General features: G+C 65.6%; 12 protein-coding genes. 4 read left to right on the top strand and 8 right to left on the bottom strand.

The genetic code is table 11. From position 1 onward, the window contains the following. Positions 1–65 precede the first annotated feature (65 nt). From MY55_RS12860 to MY55_RS12840, 5 genes are all read right to left on the bottom strand, one after another. Positions 66–2,378: a Tex family protein gene (locus MY55_RS12860; RefSeq protein WP_043575265.1), complete on the bottom strand. Its 2,313-nt coding sequence runs from the start codon at positions 2,376–2,378 to the stop codon at positions 66–68. Positions 2,379–2,437: 59 nt separating this feature from the next. Next, positions 2,438–2,794: a SpoIIAA family protein gene (locus tag MY55_RS12855; RefSeq protein WP_043575267.1), complete on the bottom strand. Its 357-nt coding sequence runs from the start codon at positions 2,792–2,794 to the stop codon at positions 2,438–2,440. A gap of 42 nt (positions 2,795–2,836) precedes the next feature. After that, positions 2,837–3,649: a DMT family transporter gene (locus MY55_RS12850; RefSeq protein ID WP_043575269.1), complete on the bottom strand. Its 813-nt coding sequence runs from the start codon at positions 3,647–3,649 to the stop codon at positions 2,837–2,839. 92 nt (positions 3,650–3,741) lie between these two features. Continuing rightward, positions 3,742–4,269 (bottom strand): hypothetical protein, encoded by a 528-nt coding sequence (locus MY55_RS12845; RefSeq protein ID WP_043575271.1) that lies wholly within the window; start codon positions 4,267–4,269, stop codon positions 3,742–3,744. Positions 4,270–4,357: 88 nt separating this feature from the next. Then, entirely contained in the window at positions 4,358–5,467 is a 1,110-nt protein-coding gene (locus MY55_RS12840; protein WP_043575273.1) for an aromatic ring-hydroxylating oxygenase subunit alpha, read from the bottom strand. Between the two features lie 634 nt (positions 5,468–6,101). Here MY55_RS12840 and MY55_RS12835 point away from each other — a divergent pair. From MY55_RS12835 to MY55_RS12825, 3 genes are all read left to right on the top strand, one after another. After that, positions 6,102–7,295, top strand: coding sequence for an acetate kinase (locus MY55_RS12835; RefSeq protein ID WP_047244341.1), 1,194 nt, complete (start codon positions 6,102–6,104; stop codon positions 7,293–7,295). Positions 7,296–7,310: 15 nt separating this feature from the next. After that, complete coding sequence (gene pta / locus MY55_RS12830) at positions 7,311–9,386, top strand: phosphate acetyltransferase (RefSeq protein ID WP_043575275.1); 2,076 nt, start codon at positions 7,311–7,313, stop codon at positions 9,384–9,386. A gap of 223 nt (positions 9,387–9,609) precedes the next feature. Further along, the gene (locus MY55_RS12825) at positions 9,610–11,118 is read left to right on the top strand and encodes a methyl-accepting chemotaxis protein (protein ID WP_047238162.1); all 1,509 of its coding nucleotides are present in this window, start codon (positions 9,610–9,612) and stop codon (positions 11,116–11,118) included. Between the two features lie 18 nt (positions 11,119–11,136). Here the strand turns inward: MY55_RS12825 and MY55_RS12820 are convergent, their stop codons facing one another. The 3 genes from MY55_RS12820 to MY55_RS12810 are packed head-to-tail and all read right to left on the bottom strand — an operon-like array spanning position 11,137 to position 14,176. Then, entirely contained in the window at positions 11,137–11,778 is a 642-nt protein-coding gene (locus MY55_RS12820; protein ID WP_043575278.1) for a response regulator, read from the bottom strand. Then, positions 11,775–12,905 carry a histidine kinase gene (locus tag MY55_RS12815; protein ID WP_081284685.1) on the bottom strand — a complete coding sequence of 377 codons (1,131 nt, stop codon included), beginning with the start codon at positions 12,903–12,905 and terminating at the stop codon, positions 11,775–11,777. The genes MY55_RS12820 and MY55_RS12815 overlap by 4 nt, the downstream gene beginning before the upstream one ends. Next, positions 12,902–14,176, bottom strand: a complete 1,275-nt coding sequence (locus tag MY55_RS12810; protein WP_053006831.1) for a sensor histidine kinase — start codon at positions 14,174–14,176, stop codon at positions 12,902–12,904. The genes MY55_RS12815 and MY55_RS12810 overlap by 4 nt, the downstream gene beginning before the upstream one ends. A gap of 339 nt (positions 14,177–14,515) precedes the next feature. On the opposite strand from MY55_RS12810, the gene MY55_RS12805 reads away from it, so the two are divergent. Beyond that, positions 14,516–15,178, top strand: coding sequence for a hypothetical protein (locus MY55_RS12805; protein ID WP_157889295.1), 663 nt, complete (start codon positions 14,516–14,518; stop codon positions 15,176–15,178). The last annotated feature ends 3 nt before the right edge of the window (positions 15,179–15,181 follow it).

Below are 15,181 nucleotides of genomic sequence, written 5' to 3'. Positions count from 1 at the left end.
AAACCCCGAAAACAAACAGGCCGGCGCACCCGCCGGCCTGTTCCAATAGCTCTATATAGTCAAACTCAGCTCTTGCGCAGTTTGGCGAAGGCCGCCGCCATCGCGGTATCGCCCTGCGGCGCGGCAGACTGGCCACGCTGCTGGCGCGGACGGCTGTCGGCGCGGGCGTCGCTTCGGCCGCTGCGGCTATTACCCGCGCCGACCTCGTCGTCCAGCCGCATCGTCAGTGCGATGCGCTTGCGCACCACATCCACTTCCAGCACCTTGACCTTGACCACATCGCCAGCCTTGACCACCTTGCGCGGATCGTCGATGAATTTATTGGACAGCGCCGAGATATGCACCAGCCCATCCTGGTGCACGCCGATATCGACGAAGGCGCCGAAGTTGGCGACGTTGGTGACCACGCCCTCCAGCACCATGCCCGGCTGCAAATGCTTGATGTCCTCGATGCCGTCCTGGAAGGCGGCGGTCTTGAACTCCGGACGCGGATCGCGGCCCGGTTTGTCCAGTTCTTTAAGAATATCCATCACGGTCGGCAGGCCGAAACGCTCGTCGGTGTAGTCGGTCGCGCGCACCGACTTCAGGAAGGCGGAGTCGCCGATCAGCGATTTCACCTCGCGGCCGGCCTTGGCCACGATCTTCTCCACCACCGGATACGCTTCCGGGTGCACCGACGACGCGTCCAGCGGGTTGTCGCCGCCGGCGATGCGCAGGAAGCCGGCCGCCTGCTCGAAGGTTTTGTCGCCCAGACGCGGCACTTTCAGCAACTCCTTGCGAGTGCGGAAAGCGCCGTTCTGGTCGCGGTAGGACACAATATTGGACGCCAGCGTCGCATTCAGGCCGGAGATGCGCGTCAGCAACGGCGCCGAAGCGGTATTGACGTCGACGCCCACCGCGTTGACGCAATCCTCCACCACGCCGTCCAGCGCGCGCGCCAGCTGGCTTTGGTTGACGTCGTGCTGATACTGGCCGACGCCGATGGATTTGGGGTCGATCTTCACCAGTTCGGCCAGCGGGTCTTGCAGGCGGCGGGCGATCGACACCGCGCCGCGCAGGCTGACGTCCATGTCAGGGAATTCCTTGGCCGCCAGTTCGGAGGCGGAATAAACGGAAGCGCCGGCTTCCGACACCACGATCTTGGTCATGGAAAGTTGCGGGAAGGCCTTGATCAGGTCCTGCGCCAGCTTGTCGGTTTCGCGGCTGGCTGTGCCGTTGCCGATGGCGATCAGGTCTACCTTGTGGCGGGCGCACAGCGCGCCGAGGATGGCGATGGATTTGTCCCATTCGCGGCGCGGCTCGTGCGGATAGATGGCGGTGGTATCGAGCACCTTGCCGGTATCGTCGACGACGGCGACCTTGCAGCCGGTGCGCAGGCCCGGGTCCAGACCCAGCGTCGCGCGGCGGCCGGCCGGCGCCGCCAGCAGCAGGTCATGCAGGTTGGCGGCGAACACCTTGATCGCTTCGGCGTCGGCGGCTTCCTTCAGCCTCGACACCAGCTCCAGCTCCAGCGACAGGAAGATCTTGGCGCGCCAGCACAGGCGCACGCCGTCCAGCAGCCACTTGTCGGCGGCGCGGCCGGCGTCCCGGATATCGAAACGGTCGGCGATCAGCAGCTCATAGCCGGAACGCTCGGTGATCGGCGTTTCATCCGGCTGGTATTTCAACGCGACATTCAGCACGCCTTCGTTGCGGCCGCGCAGCAAGGCCAGCGCGCGGTGCGACGGAATGGCCTTGATGGCCTCGCGGTGATCGAAGTAATCGGAGAACTTGGCGCCCTCGGTTTCCTTGCCGGCCACCACCGTGGCCGCCAATTCGCCCTCGCTCCACAGCTTTTCGCGCAAGCGGCCCAGCAGCTCGGCATCCTCGGCGAAGCGCTCCATCAGGATGGCGCGCGCGCCGTCCAATGCCGCTTTGGCGTCGGCGACGCCGGCTTCGGCGTTGAGGTAGGTTTCTGCCAGCGCGTTAGGGTCTTGCGTCGGATCGGCCAGCAGGCTGTCGGCCAGCGGCTCCAGGCCGGCCTCGCGGGCGATCTGCGCCTTGGTGCGGCGCTTGGGCTTGTAGGGCAGGTAGATGTCTTCCAGCGTGGTCTTGTTGTCGCTGGCATAGAGCGCCGCTTCCAGCTCGGGGCTGAGCTTGCCCTGCTCGGCGATGCTCTTGAGTATGCTGGCGCGGCGGTCGTCCAGTTCGCGCAGATAGACCAGGCGCTCGGCCAGGTTGCGCAGCTGGGTGTCGTCCAGCCCGCCGGTGACTTCCTTGCGGTAACGGGCGATGAAGGGAACGGTGGCGCCGCCGTCTATCAGTTCGATGGTGGCGGCCACCTGGGATTCGCGGACGGCAAGCTCAGCTGCCAGGCGGCTGGAAAGGCTTTTCAGCATCGGTTCTTATTCTTTCGAATGGAACAAAAACCGCTACTGTAGCGCCATCCGCGCCAAAATCAAGCGGCGACCGGCCGCGCCAGCCAGGCCTGAGCCTCTTCGGTCAGATCGAAATACTGGACATGGGTATGCGACAGCAGGCCGGCGATATGGGTGGCCAGCCGGATCCACACGTCGCCCACCACGATGGCGACGCGGCCCAGCTTCTCCTCGTGGGCGCGCATGAACTTCACCTCTTCCAGCGCCATGTCCAGCGTGAAGTCCTTCAACTCCGACAGGTCCAGCAGCATGTCCGGCTTGTCGCGCTCTTCCAGCCGCTTGAGCAGCGCCTGCTCCAGCAGCTGGAAATCGGCCAGCGTGAATTCATTGAACAAGGCCACGTCCAGGCCATAATCCTGCTCGCGAATCGAGATCATCCACTTCTCCCTTCAAACGGTGATGGCAACCTTGACTGTATTCTAGCGCCGACTAGCCAACATGCCGCTGACCACGATCAAGCCCATCGCCAGCAGCGACGCCGGCGACAGCGCGTCGCCCCACACCAGCGCGCCGATCAGGCTGGAAAACACCACGGTCAGATAAGACAGGTTGGCCGCGGCCAGCTTGCGCCCCACCTTGTAGGCGCGGGTCATCGCCAATTGCGCCAGCGTAGCGCTGACGCCAAGGCCCAGCAACAGGCCGACATTGTCCAGCGTCACCGGGTGCCAGCGCTCCAGGCACATCAGCAGCACGCCGCCGACCGTGGAGATCAGCGCGAAATAGAACACCACCCGCCACTCGGCCTCGCCCTGCCGCCCCAGTTCGCGCACATGCAGGTAGGACCAGCCGGCCAGAAAGCCCGACGCCAGGCCCATCAAGCCGGCAAACCAGGCGTCGCCGGACAGCGTGGGCCGCAGCAGCAGCGCCACGCCGGCGAAGCCCAGCGCCAGCCCGGCCATCGCCTGCGCCGGCAAGCGCTCCCGCAGCAAGACCACTGACAGCAGCGCCAGAAACATCGGCGAGGTGTAGGTCAGCGTGGACGCCGTCGCCAGCGGCAGATGGGCGATGGCGTAGAACGACATCAGCAGCGAACTGTAGCCTATCACCCCGCGCTGCAGATGGTAGCGCAGCAAAGGCGTGGCGAAACGCTCGCGCCGCCACAGCGCCGCGCCGCCCAGCGCGACCACGCCGATCAGCGTGCGCCAGAACACCAGTTCGGTGGACGAGAATTGCTGCGCGCCCAGCTTGACGAACAACCCCATCAAGGCGAACAACGCCGCCGCCACCACCATCCAGCCGGACCCCAGCCGGAATCCGCCCTGCCTACCCTGCGCTACCACATCCTTACCTTTGCTTCCCATCCCCGCGGGGAAAATCGACGACTTCACTTCCTGGCCAGCGCCACGCTCAGACAGATGGCCTCCATCTGCCGGCGATAGGTCTTGAATTCCGACGCGTTGGCGGTGCAGCGCGCCTCCAGCAGCCGATTGCGGTCCACCAGCTGAATCACATGCAGATTATGGCGCACAATCCACAGCCGGTTGGAGACGAAGCGGCCGTCGCGGTATTCGGTCACCAGCCGGCCGGCTTTTGGATTGACGCGGACGAAGTTGGCGGCCTCGCGGTCGCCGTCCTCATTGCGGAACGCCGCCGCCAGCCGCGGCAGCGTGTCGCCGCGCCGCGGCTTGCGCACGCCGATCTGCACCTCGATGGCGGCGCGCTCGCGCTGATCGGCCTTCGGCGGCACCACCCGCAGCACGCGCACGCCGTCGGTGATGCTGGGGCGCACCTTCCAGCCCGGCGGCAGCGTGAAGCGGACTTTGCTGACCGGATCGGCATAGCTGGCAGCCTGGGCCATCGTGCTGCCCAGCAGCAGCGCGCCGAAAACAACCATGCGGAGAATTGCGGACATCGTCCTGGCCGTTGTTTGAAGATTGAAGAGGATAAAAAAAGGCGCGGAATCTTCCGCGCCCCTGCATTATGGCATTCAACTTGCCACTTTAACCAGCCAATGCCAACCCCATCTGGCGGCGATAGTATTCGTGGAAGTGCTGCATGCCCTCCTCGGTCGGCGACTGGTACGGCCCCACCTCGCTGACGCCGGCCATCCACAGCGCCTTGCGGCCCTCGTGCATGCGGATGCAGATTTCGTCGTCTTCCTTGGCGGTTTCGAAGTAGGCGGCCTGCTCGGCCTCGATGAATTCCGGCTCGAACCACACCACGTCTTCCGGGTAGTAGAACTCGGTGATCACCGTGCACTTCTCCGGGCCGCGCGGAATCACCACGCTCACCACCAGCACGTGCGGATACCACTCCACCATGATATTGGGGTAGTAGGTCAGCCAGATGGCACCGAACTCCGGCTGCTGCTCGGCGTAGCGGCGGCGCACTTCCTCGTGCCATTTGCCGTACACCTTGGAGCCGGCGCGCGCCAGGCGGTTTTTCACGCCCACGGTCTGCACGTGGTAGCTGTCGCCCCATTCCCACTTCAGATCGCCGCAGTCGACGAAATTGCCGAGGCCGGGATGGAAGGGATCGACGTGGTAGTCCTCGGAATACACCTCAATGAAGGTTTTCCAGTTGAAGTCGTACTCGGCGGACTGCGTCGAATGGAAGGCGTAGCCGTCAAAAGCCATGTGCTTGGCCACGCCCAGCTTGGCCAGGTCCGCCGCCACGTTGCGGCGCGCGTCGAACAGCAGGCCGTTCCAGCGCGTCAGCTCGGTCTGGCCCAGGTTCAGGCACGGCGTTTCCGGAAAATGCGGCGCGCCCACCAGCGTGCCAGCGGCATCGTAGGTCCAGCCGTGCAGATTGCAGACGATATGGTTGCCGTTGCCGCGGCCTTTATAGATGATCGCCTGTCGATGGCGGCAGACGTTGGAGATCAGCTTGATCTCGCCGTCGACGTTCTTGAGCATCTTGCCGTGCCCCAGCCATTCCAGCGTGTGATAGTCGCCGGCATTGGGCGCCATCAATTCGTGGCCGTAGTACTGGGGAGCGTCGGCGAACAGAAGCTCCTGCTCCCTGGCGTAGAACCCGGGATCGAAATAGGTATGAATGGGCAGCTGGGCTGCAGATGCTTGGAGCAGCTGCGCGGAAGCCAGATCAGACATTATTCCCACACCTCCGTGGAAGAAGATATAAGACCAGCCGAATCTCGCTCGGGACGAGTTTGCGGGACTATCAAAAACAATCAATCAAAACAAGGCCGAACCTTGCATTACGAGGGCGGAATTATGCCCTCGCCCCTCCCCCGGGGCAAGCGTTAATTCTATGTGACAATCCGCGCCAAGCCCCCGCTTGCGGGGCGATATCGCTGTCAAGCGTCCTCATCGCAAACAATCTGCGCGGCAGTTAATGCAAATCAAAGACTTGCCACTTTGAGTGCAGTGCAACATTAGAAGCTATTAATTTATGGTGGTATACTCTGGTCCATGTCCTTACTACATCGACTGTCAGAATTCCATCACAGACGGGCCGGCAAGCGGCGCCCGGTCCGAAAATACCGGCTCCGGACAAGCTAAGCCCTTGATGTAATGCGGCTGCGGGCTGCGGCGCCCTCGAAGCGCGCCCCCTGCATGTCAGGCTAGCCAAAGCAGCCGCGATACGCTACCACACGGTAAGAAGCCCGCCTCGGAAACGCCGCGGCCGGCCAGGCCGCCAGCGGCAGTTAATTGAGCGCAAACACTTCGCCGTGGATTTTTTCACCGATTTCATTCATTTTTTTCAAATTACATGTTCAAGCCTATGAATTCCAGCATCCTCGTCATCAATTGCGGCAGCTCTTCCCTGAAATTCGCGCTGATCGACAGCGCCAGCCACGAAGCGGTCATGACCGGCCTGGCTGAGAAACTGGGCCTGGCCGACGCCTGCATCACCTTCAAACACAATGGCGACAAGCAAACCGCCCTGCTGTCCGCTCCGGACCACGCCGCGGCCATGCACGCCATCATCGAGAAACTGCAACAAGTGTCGCTGCTGGACAGCGTGAAGGCCATCGGCCACCGCGTGGTGCATGGCGGCGAACACTTCAAGCAATCGGCGCTGCTGGACGAAAACGCCATCAACGAAATCGAACGCTGCATCAAGCTGGCCCCGCTGCACAATCCGGCCCACATCCTGGGCATCCGCACCGCGATCCAGGAATTCCCGAGCCTGCCGCAAGTGGCCGTGTTCGATACCTCCTTCCATCAGACCATGCCGGAAAAGGCTTATCTGTACGCCGTGCCGATGAAGCTGTACCGCGAGAACAGCCTGCGCCGCTACGGCATGCACGGCACCAGCTACCGCTTCGTCGCCGAAGAAGCCGCCAAGATGCTGGGCAAGCCGGCCGATGAAACCAGCCTGGTGATCGCCCACCTGGGCAACGGCGCCTCCATCTCCGCCATCCGCAACGGCAAATGCGCCGACACCTCGATGGGCCTGACCCCGCTGGAAGGCCTGGTGATGGGCACCCGCTCCGGCGACATCGACCCCAGCGTATTCGGCTACCTGGCTACCGAGCGCGGCATGGACGTGCAGGCCGTCACCAATATGCTGAACAAGGAATCGGGCCTGCTGGGCCTGTCCGAGCTGTCCAACGACTGCCGCGAGCTGGAAGACGCCGCCGCCAAGGGCCACGAAGGCGCCAAGCGCGCGCTGGAAGTGTTCGCCTACCGCCTGGCCAAGTACGTGGCCTCGATGAGCGTGGGCGCGGGCCGTCTGGACGCCGTGGTGTTCACCGGCGGCATCGGCGAGAATTCGTCCTTCCTGCGCGCCGAAGTCATCAACCAGCTGGGCTTCTTGGGCCTGAAGCTGGACGCCGCCGCCAACGAAGCGTGCATCCGCGGCAACGCCGGCCGCATCACCGCCGCCGACTCCGTGCCGGCGCTGGTGATCAACACCAATGAAGAACTGATGATCGCCATGGACACCGCCGAACTGGCCGGTCTGGCCAAGTAAGGAAAGCAAGCGATCATGCAGACATTCTTTCTTGCCCCAACCGGTTTCAACGCCGGTCTGACTTCGGTGTCGCTGGGCGCGATCCGCTCGCTGGAACAAGCCGGCCTGCGCGTAGGCTTCGTCAAGCCCATCGCCCAGGACACCAAGGATGGCGAAGTCGAGCGCTCCACCCACTTCGCCCAGGCCATCTGCCGCCTGAACCCGCCGCAGCCGATCAGCATGGAGCGCGTCGAGCACCTGCTGTCGCAAGGCCAGGTCGACCAGCTGATGGAAGAGGTGGTCAGCCTCTACCAGCAAGCCGCGCAAAACGTCGACGTGGTGATCGTGGAAGGCCTGGTGCCGGACCAGAAGCAGGTGTTCTCCACCTTCCTCAACACCAAGATCGCCCGCAACCTGCAAGCGCAGACCATCCTGGTCAGCTCGGTGAAGGATCTGGGCGCGGCGGAAATCGCCGAACAGCTGGAAATGAACATCCAGGCCTTCGGCGGCCAATCCATCGCCGGCTACATCCTCAACCATGTGCTGCCCGGCGCCGACCGCGCCGAACTGGCGCGCGAGGTGCAGCAGTCCGGCAATCTGAAAAAAACCGGCCTCGCGCTGCTGGGCGTGATCCCGTACCAGCCGGAGCTGCTGGCGCCGCGCACCCAGGACGTGGCCCGCTACCTGAACGCCAGCGTGGTGCACGCCGGCCAGCAGGCCAGCCGCCGCGTGCGCAATATGGTGGTGGCGGCCCGCACCGCGCCTAACATCGTCAACCTGCTGAAGCCGGGCGCGCTGATCATCACCCCGGGCGAGCGCGAAGACGTGGTGATGGCCACCTCGATGGCCGCGATGAACGGCGTGCCGCTGGCCGGCCTGCTGCTGACCTGCGACTCCGAGCCGGATCCGCGCATCCAGCAGCTGTGCCAGCAAGCCTTCACCGGCGGCCTGCCGGTGCTGGCCACCTCGCTGAACTCGATGGAAACCGCCAGCGCGCTGAACGCGATGAGCCACCAGGTGCCGTCCGACGACCTGGAGCGCATGGGCAAGGTGATCGATCATGTCGCCGAGTTCCTCGACGTGTCGACGCTGAAGCAAAGCGTCGGCGAGCCGCGCGAAATCCGCCTGCCGCCGCCGGCCTTCCGCTTCCAGCTAATGGAAAAGGCGCGCAAGGCCAACAAGCGCATCGTGCTGCCGGAAGGCAACGAGCCGCGCACCATCCAGGCCGCCGCCATCTGCCAGGAGAAAGGCATCGCCCGCTGCGTGCTGCTGGGCAAGCGCGCCGAAATCCTGCAAGTGGCCGAAGCCCAGGGCGTGACGCTGCCGGCATCGGTCGAGATTCTGGATCCGAACGAAATCCGCGGCCAGTATGTCGCGCCGATGGTCGAGCTGCGCAAGGGCAAGGGCCTGAACGAGCCGATGGCCTTGGCGCAACTGGAAGACACCGTGGTGCTGGGCACCATGATGCTGGCGATGAACGAAGTGGATGGCCTAGTTTCCGGCGCCGTGCACACCACCGCCAACACCATCCGCCCCGCGCTGCAGCTGATCAAGACCGCGCCGGGCTCCAGCATCGTGTCGTCCGTCTTCTTCATGCTGATGCCGGAGCAGGTGTACGTGTACGGCGACTGCGCGGTGAATCCGGACCCGACCGCGGAACAGCTGGCCGACATCGCCATCCAGTCCGCCGACTCGGCCGTGGCCTTCGGCATCAACCCGCGCGTGGCGATGATCTCCTACTCCACCGGCTCGTCCGGCAGCGGCAGCGACGTGGAAAAGGTGCGCGAAGCCACTCGCATCGCCCAGGAAAAGCGCCCGGACCTGCTGATCGACGGCCCGATGCAGTACGACGCCGCCTCGGTGGAATCCGTCGGCCGCCAGAAGGCGCCGGACAGCCAGGTGGCCGGCCGCGCCACCGTGTTCGTGTTCCCGGACCTGAACACCGGCAACACCACCTACAAGGCGGTGCAGCGCTCCGCCAACGTGGTGTCGGTGGGCCCGATGCTGCAAGGCCTCAGGAAGCCGGTCAACGACCTGTCGCGCGGCGCGCTGGTGGACGACATCGTCTACACCATCGCGCTGACCGCGCTGCAGGCCGAACAGCAAGGCTGATCCTCGGCCTGCCGTTCCCGATGCCGCCCGCGCCCGCCGCGGGCGGCATTTTTTTCGCTCCAACCCTCTCCTTCCCGTCGCATCCTGCGTTTTTCGCGCGCGGACCCGATGTGCATATTGCCGCTGATCAAACATTTGTTTTAAAGTGGCTGCCATCGCGCCCTGGCAATAAAACCTTACAAATCAGGGCGATTCAATCTGGGACATCCTTGGAGGGGAATCCATGTCTATACAGGCCATCACAGAATGGTTCATCCCGGACGCGGTCCGGCAGATTCCGGAGCAGGCGATACGCGCCCGCACCGTGGTCGGCGTCGGCCTGCTCGCCGGCCTGATGGCGCCGCTGTTCGCCGTCGAATACCTGGAGCTGGGCCACTATCCGATGGCCGAAGGCATCGCGCTGGGCGGCCTGGGCCTGCTGTGCGGCCCTCTGCTGCTCAAGCTTTGCGGCGCGGTGCGCTTCACCGCCGAATTCATCACCAGCTGCATGTACGCAATGGTGTGCTGGATGGTATATGTCAACGGCGGCATCCTCTCCACCAGCCTGATGTGGTTCGCCGCCATCCCCTTTACCGCGGTGTTCATCGGCACCCGCCGCTCCGGCATGTTCTGGCTGGCGATGTCGCTGGCCGCCGTCGGCGTCGTGATGTGGCTGTCGGCGACGCCCGGCGGCATTCCGACCAGCCCGCTGCCGCGCGAGGCCTTGCCCAAGCTGCAGGCCAAGTCGCTGGCCGGCCTGTCGCTGGTGGTGCTGGTGCTGGCGCTGGCCTTCGACAAGGCCAAGAGCAAGAGCTTTGAAAAACTGGAAAGCGCGCGCCAGGACGCCGAACGCGCCAGCCTGGCGCTGTCGCAGATGATGGAGCAGATCAGCCGCTCCATCCGCGACGCCTCCAGCGCCAGCCGACAGATAGCCGACAGCACCGGCAGCATGGCCCGCACCATGGCCGATCAGCACCAGCGTTCGGAAAACATGGTGGTGGTGGCGCAGCAGATGGCGGTGGTCACCAGCCAGAACGCCGAGCAGTCGAGCACCGCCACCCAGCTGGCGCAAACCGCCGGCAGCGCCGCGCTGGCCGGCGGCGAGGCGATGGACCAGGCGGTGGCGCAGCTGGGCCGCGCCGGCGAAGTGATAGGCCACGCGGCCGGCCGGCTGGAAGAGCTGGGCCAGCGCAGCGCCGAAGTCAGCGGCATCGTCCAGCTGATCCGCGACATCGCCGACCAGACCAATCTGTTGGCGCTGAACGCGGCGATCGAGGCCGCCCGCGCCGGCGAGCTGGGCCGCGGCTTCGCGGTGGTGGCCGACGAAGTGCGCAAGCTGGCCGAGCGCACCCAGAACGCCACCCAGGACATCGAAAGCAAAATCCGGGTGATCGTCGACGGCACCAACCAGGCCATGGTGGCGATGCGCGACGGCAACCGCCAGATGCAGGCCGGCCGCGACAACGCGCAGGACGCGCAGCAGAAGCTGTCCGGCATCATCCGCGAAACCGGCGAGCTGGCCGGCCTGCTGAGCCAGGTGTCGCAGGCGGAAACCTGCCAGAACCAAGGTTTCGCGCAGTTCGCCGGCGATATCGTCGCCGTCGGCGAATCCACCCGCAGCCTGTCCGGCGAAACCCACAACATCGCCGAAGCCATCCGCCGGCTGGACGCGCAGATGGAAACCCTGCACCAGGCGGTGAGCCAGCCGGCACACGCGCCGGCATCGACTAGACGCGAACCGAGCCGGGCCTGAGCAGAGAGGGAGCTGGGTTCAGATGTAGCCCAGCTCCAAGGCGCGCAACACCGCGCGCACCCGATCGCGCACGCCCAGTTTGGACAAGATGCTGGAGACGTGATTCTTGATCGTGCCCTCGCTTGGCCCCAGCGCTTCCGCGATCTCGCGGTTATTGAAACCGCCGGCCATCAGCGCCAGCACTTCCACCTCGCGGCCAGTCAGCCTTTCCGGCAAATCGAGGGAGGGAAAGCTTGCCCCGCCGCCGCGCACGCCGTCCAGCACGCGTTCGGTCAGCCCCGGACGAAACAAGGTCGCCCCCGCCGCCACGTTGCGGATCGCCTGCGCCAGCCGCTCCAGCGAGATGTCCTTCAGCAGAAATCCGCGCGCGCCCAAACGCATGCCGGCCAACAGCGCCTCGTCGTCATCGAACGTGGTCAGCAGCAAGGTCGGGGGCATGCCGCCGCGAGTCTGCAGGGCTTGCAATAGCGCTATCCCAGACATGACCGGCATGCGCACATCCAGCAACAGCACATCGGGCCTCTCCCCCTGCAACAGCGCCAGCGCCTCGGCCCCGTCCGCGGCCTCGAGCGCCACCCGGATGTCGCCGGTCAACTCCAGCAAACCGCGAATGCCGCTGCGCACCAGTATCTGATCGTCAATCAATCCCACGCGTATCATCGCGCCGCCTCCTGCCACACGGTCGTCCATTCGCCTTCGCCGCTCATCGACAGGCGCAGCTCCGCGCCGCCTTCGCCCTGCCCCCGCAGCCACAGGCGGCAAGACCGGCCGCCGGCGCGCTCCAGCGCCTGGCGGGCCGCGGAAAACGCCCGCCACGCCGCATCGTCCGCCAGCGCCGGCATCGGCTCCAACACCAACTCCGCTTGCGGCCGGACGCCGGCGCACAACAAACGCAGCGCCTCCGCCAATGGGGCTTGCTGTTGCCGCCGCTCCATTCCCACCAGGGTCCGCACCTCGGCCAGCATCTGCCGCGCAGCCTGCTGCGCCGCGCGCAGCGGCGCATCCGCCTCGCCTGCTCCGCGCCGCAACAACAGCTCCAGTTGCAGATTCAAGGCCGACAAATGATGGCCGATGCCGTCGTGCAATTCGCGGGCTACCCGCACCCGCTCGCGATTTCCGGCCGCGCCGGCCAACAGTTGCCGGGCGGCAAGCAGGCTGGCGCGGGTCGCTTCCAGTTGCGCGCGGCGGCGGCGTTCCGCCGCGCCCAGGCAACCAATGCCGAAGGTCAGCAGCTGGAAGCCACCGCCGACGACAGCGTCCTGCCACAACAACCAAGACCGCTGCTCCAACGGCGGGGCATGGACATTGGAGCCGCTGACATTGCACATCAGCTCCTTCGCCGGCAGACGCTGCAGCTGCCAGGCGCACGCCAGCAGCAGCGCCAGCACTTGCCCGCCCAAGCCGAGCCAGGCCGCGCGCGGCGGGAACAATAACGCAAGCTCGGCAGCGGTCAGCAATAGCAACTTGTCGTTTGTCAGCAAGGCCAGCGCGATCTGCAAAACGACCAGGCCGGCTTTCGCCGTCGCCCCCGGCGCGCGCGCGCCAACCGCGCTGGCCCGCCACAAGGCCCAGCCAAACGCCGCAAAACCCAAACCGTAGGCCGCCATCGCGCCGGGCAGGCCGATGGCCGGTCCCGTCAACAGCGGCAGTCGTTCGCGCATATGCGCCAATCCGGCGTCTCCTATGGGCCATAGGATGGCGATCTGCTGCAGCGCCAAAGCTAGACAAGCGGCCAAGCCGACCACCCGCAACAGGGTTAGCGGCGATGGTGTCGAGTTCGCGCTCATGACGCCTCTCCGGACAACGGCAGCCAGATGCGCAGGCAGCAGCCGCCGGATGCCGGCGACAGGATGTCCAGCGTGCCGCCGCGCGCTTCCACCCGCTCGCGCATGCCGATCAACCCATGACCTGCCCGCTTCGCCTCTGGCGCAGCCAGCCCCTTGCCGTTATCGCTGACGGTCACCGCCACGCCGGCGCCCGATCGCTCCAGCCTCACCACCGCGCCGGCGGCGCCGGAATGCCGCAAGGCATTGCTCAAGGCCTCCTGCACCGTGCGAAATATCGCATGCGCCAGCGTGGGCTCGCTCAACGTCAACGCATCCTCCATATCCAATCTGACCAGCGGCATCGGGATGCCGCGGCACAAGGTATTCAGCGCCTCGCGCAAGTCCAAGGATGCCAGGGCATCGCCGCGCGCGACGCCGCGCAGCTCCTCCGCCAGCCGGCTCGCGCCCTCGCGCGCCGCGGCGATCTGCGTGTCAGCCTCAGCGCCCAACTTAGCCTCAGCCAATCTCAGCTGCAGCTGCAAGGCCGCCAGTTGATCCGCCGCCAGCCGCGCCACTCCCTCGGCGATGCGCGCGCGCTCGGCTTCGCGCACCGCCTCGGTCAGCAGCAATTGCGTCGCCTGCAGCTCCGCATTGGCCTGCGCCTGCCGATGCCGCCCCCGCAACGCTTCCGCCCAGCCATAGCCCACACAGAAGGCGAAAGCCTGGAAAACCAGTCCTTGCAGCCAGTCCAGCGCGGCCACCGTCCAGAACGGCGGCGGCAGCGCACCGGCGATATTGCAGGCCGGATGGCCGTTTCCCACGCGCGCCAGATAAGGCAACAGCGCCGCATCGATCAAGGCCGCCTGCAACAGCGCCCCGGCCGCCGCGCCGCGCCAGGGCAACAGAAAGGCCAGTTCGGCCGCCACCAGATACCCAAGTCCCGGCTCGGTCCATGGTTCCAGCACGGCTGCGATGATCATCTGCCCCGCCAGCCATGGCCACCATCGCCGTGGCGGCGCCTCGCTCGACAAGCCGCGCCGCAGCGCAATCATGAACAGCAGCATCAGCGCGGCGAACACCAGCAAAGCCGCGTCACGCAAGCTCAGCCAACCGCGCAAGCCATGCGCCAGCCAGGCAGGCCACAACCAGGCAGCGGCCTGCTCGCGCAGCGCCGCTTCCGGCAGGGGCCATAAGTCAACGCCGCCAGACGCCAGCATCAGCGCGCAAGCCAGCAGCAGCGCGCGCCGGAACCAGGCGGAACCGGAGCCGATGGCATGGAGATAAGGTCGCATGGAGAAGGCTTTTTCCCGCGTCAATATGAAAAGCGCGGCCCATGCCGCGCAATATGCGCCAGCGTAACACAAGCCATATGTCATGCAGCCTGCGCTCTTCATGGAAAATCCCGGCCTGGCCCAACCATGCGCCAACGGCCACGCCGCCCACCTCAATCCTTCCAGCATTCCGCTCTCCCGCTTGTATTGGCAACAAGTCTGCCGCTCGCCGCATCGCGCCGGGAGTGCCGTTAGTCATGCGCGCCGTCTCTATCTTTCGGCACATGCGGACAGCATGGCCTGCCGCGACAATGCGCACACCCGGCTCGCCTGAGCCTTCAATCAACGATGAGGATTGCCATGAAAGCTAAATTCGCGATGACGGCCTGCGGCGCGCTGGCCATGCTGTACCTGGCAGCCGCGCATGCCGACGACACCTTCGGCTACGCCAAGCTAGGCACCGGCGTGGAGCTCGGCGTCGGCCGCGCCCTGGACAACGGCCTGGCGCTGCGCCTAGGCATCGCCGACACCTTCCGCTACAAGCACGACAAGGCGCTGGACGGCACGCCCTATCAGTTGAAGTCCAAACCCAATCCCGCGCTGGCGGCCAGCCTGGATTGGCGCCCGCTCAGCGACAGCGGCTTCAGGTTGAGCGGCGGCCTGACCTTGTCCGGCAAACCCAGGGAGGATCTGAACTTCGCGGCCAATGGCGCGGGCAACTACACGCTGGGCGGCAACCGTTATGCCGCGTCCGCCGTCGGGCCGCTGACCGGCAAGATGGAATACCAGCCACTCGGGTCTTATCTGGGTATCGGCTGGGATTTCGCCGTGCCGGGCGCATCCGCCTGGCGCATCACCTCCGACCTGGGCGCGCAGCTTCAGTTTGGCGGCAAAGCTACGCTGAGTCCGGCGGCCGGCGTCAGCGCCCAGGACCTGGCGGCGGCACAACAGAAGCTGGACCACGACCTGGGCGGCACCCGCTTCCGGCTGAGCGCCGGGGTGGGCCTGTCTTACGCGTTCTGATGG

It is taken from the genome of Chromobacterium subtsugae (assembly GCF_001676875.1).
In the GTDB taxonomy this organism is placed as follows: domain Bacteria; phylum Pseudomonadota; class Gammaproteobacteria; order Burkholderiales; family Chromobacteriaceae; genus Chromobacterium; species Chromobacterium subtsugae.
This window is presented reverse-complemented; position numbering and strand designations above follow the sequence as displayed.

Excerpts from the sequence above, each read along its gene's own strand:
- MY55_RS12860 (WP_043575265.1), bottom strand. The coding sequence starts at position 2,378 with ATGCTGAAAAGCCTTTCCAGCCGCCTGGCAGCTGAGCTTGCCGTCCGC.
- MY55_RS12855 (WP_043575267.1), bottom strand. The coding sequence starts at position 2,794 with ATGATCTCGATTCGCGAGCAGGATTATGGCCTGGACGTGGCCTTGTTC.
- MY55_RS12850 (WP_043575269.1), bottom strand. The coding sequence starts at position 3,649 with ATGGTGGTGGCGGCGGCGTTGTTCGCCTTGATGGGGTTGTTCGTCAAG.
- MY55_RS12845 (WP_043575271.1), bottom strand. The coding sequence starts at position 4,269 with ATGTCCGCAATTCTCCGCATGGTTGTTTTCGGCGCGCTGCTGCTGGGC.
- MY55_RS12840 (WP_043575273.1), bottom strand. The coding sequence starts at position 5,467 with ATGTCTGATCTGGCTTCCGCGCAGCTGCTCCAAGCATCTGCAGCCCAG.
- MY55_RS12835 (WP_047244341.1), top strand. The coding sequence starts at position 6,102 with ATGAATTCCAGCATCCTCGTCATCAATTGCGGCAGCTCTTCCCTGAAA.
- pta (WP_043575275.1), top strand. The coding sequence starts at position 7,311 with ATGCAGACATTCTTTCTTGCCCCAACCGGTTTCAACGCCGGTCTGACT.
- MY55_RS12825 (WP_047238162.1), top strand. The coding sequence starts at position 9,610 with ATGTCTATACAGGCCATCACAGAATGGTTCATCCCGGACGCGGTCCGG.
- MY55_RS12820 (WP_043575278.1), bottom strand. The coding sequence starts at position 11,778 with ATGATACGCGTGGGATTGATTGACGATCAGATACTGGTGCGCAGCGGC.
- MY55_RS12815 (WP_081284685.1), bottom strand. The coding sequence starts at position 12,905 with ATGAGCGCGAACTCGACACCATCGCCGCTAACCCTGTTGCGGGTGGTC.
- MY55_RS12810 (WP_053006831.1), bottom strand. The coding sequence starts at position 14,176 with ATGCGACCTTATCTCCATGCCATCGGCTCCGGTTCCGCCTGGTTCCGG.
- MY55_RS12805 (WP_157889295.1), top strand. The coding sequence starts at position 14,516 with ATGAAAGCTAAATTCGCGATGACGGCCTGCGGCGCGCTGGCCATGCTG.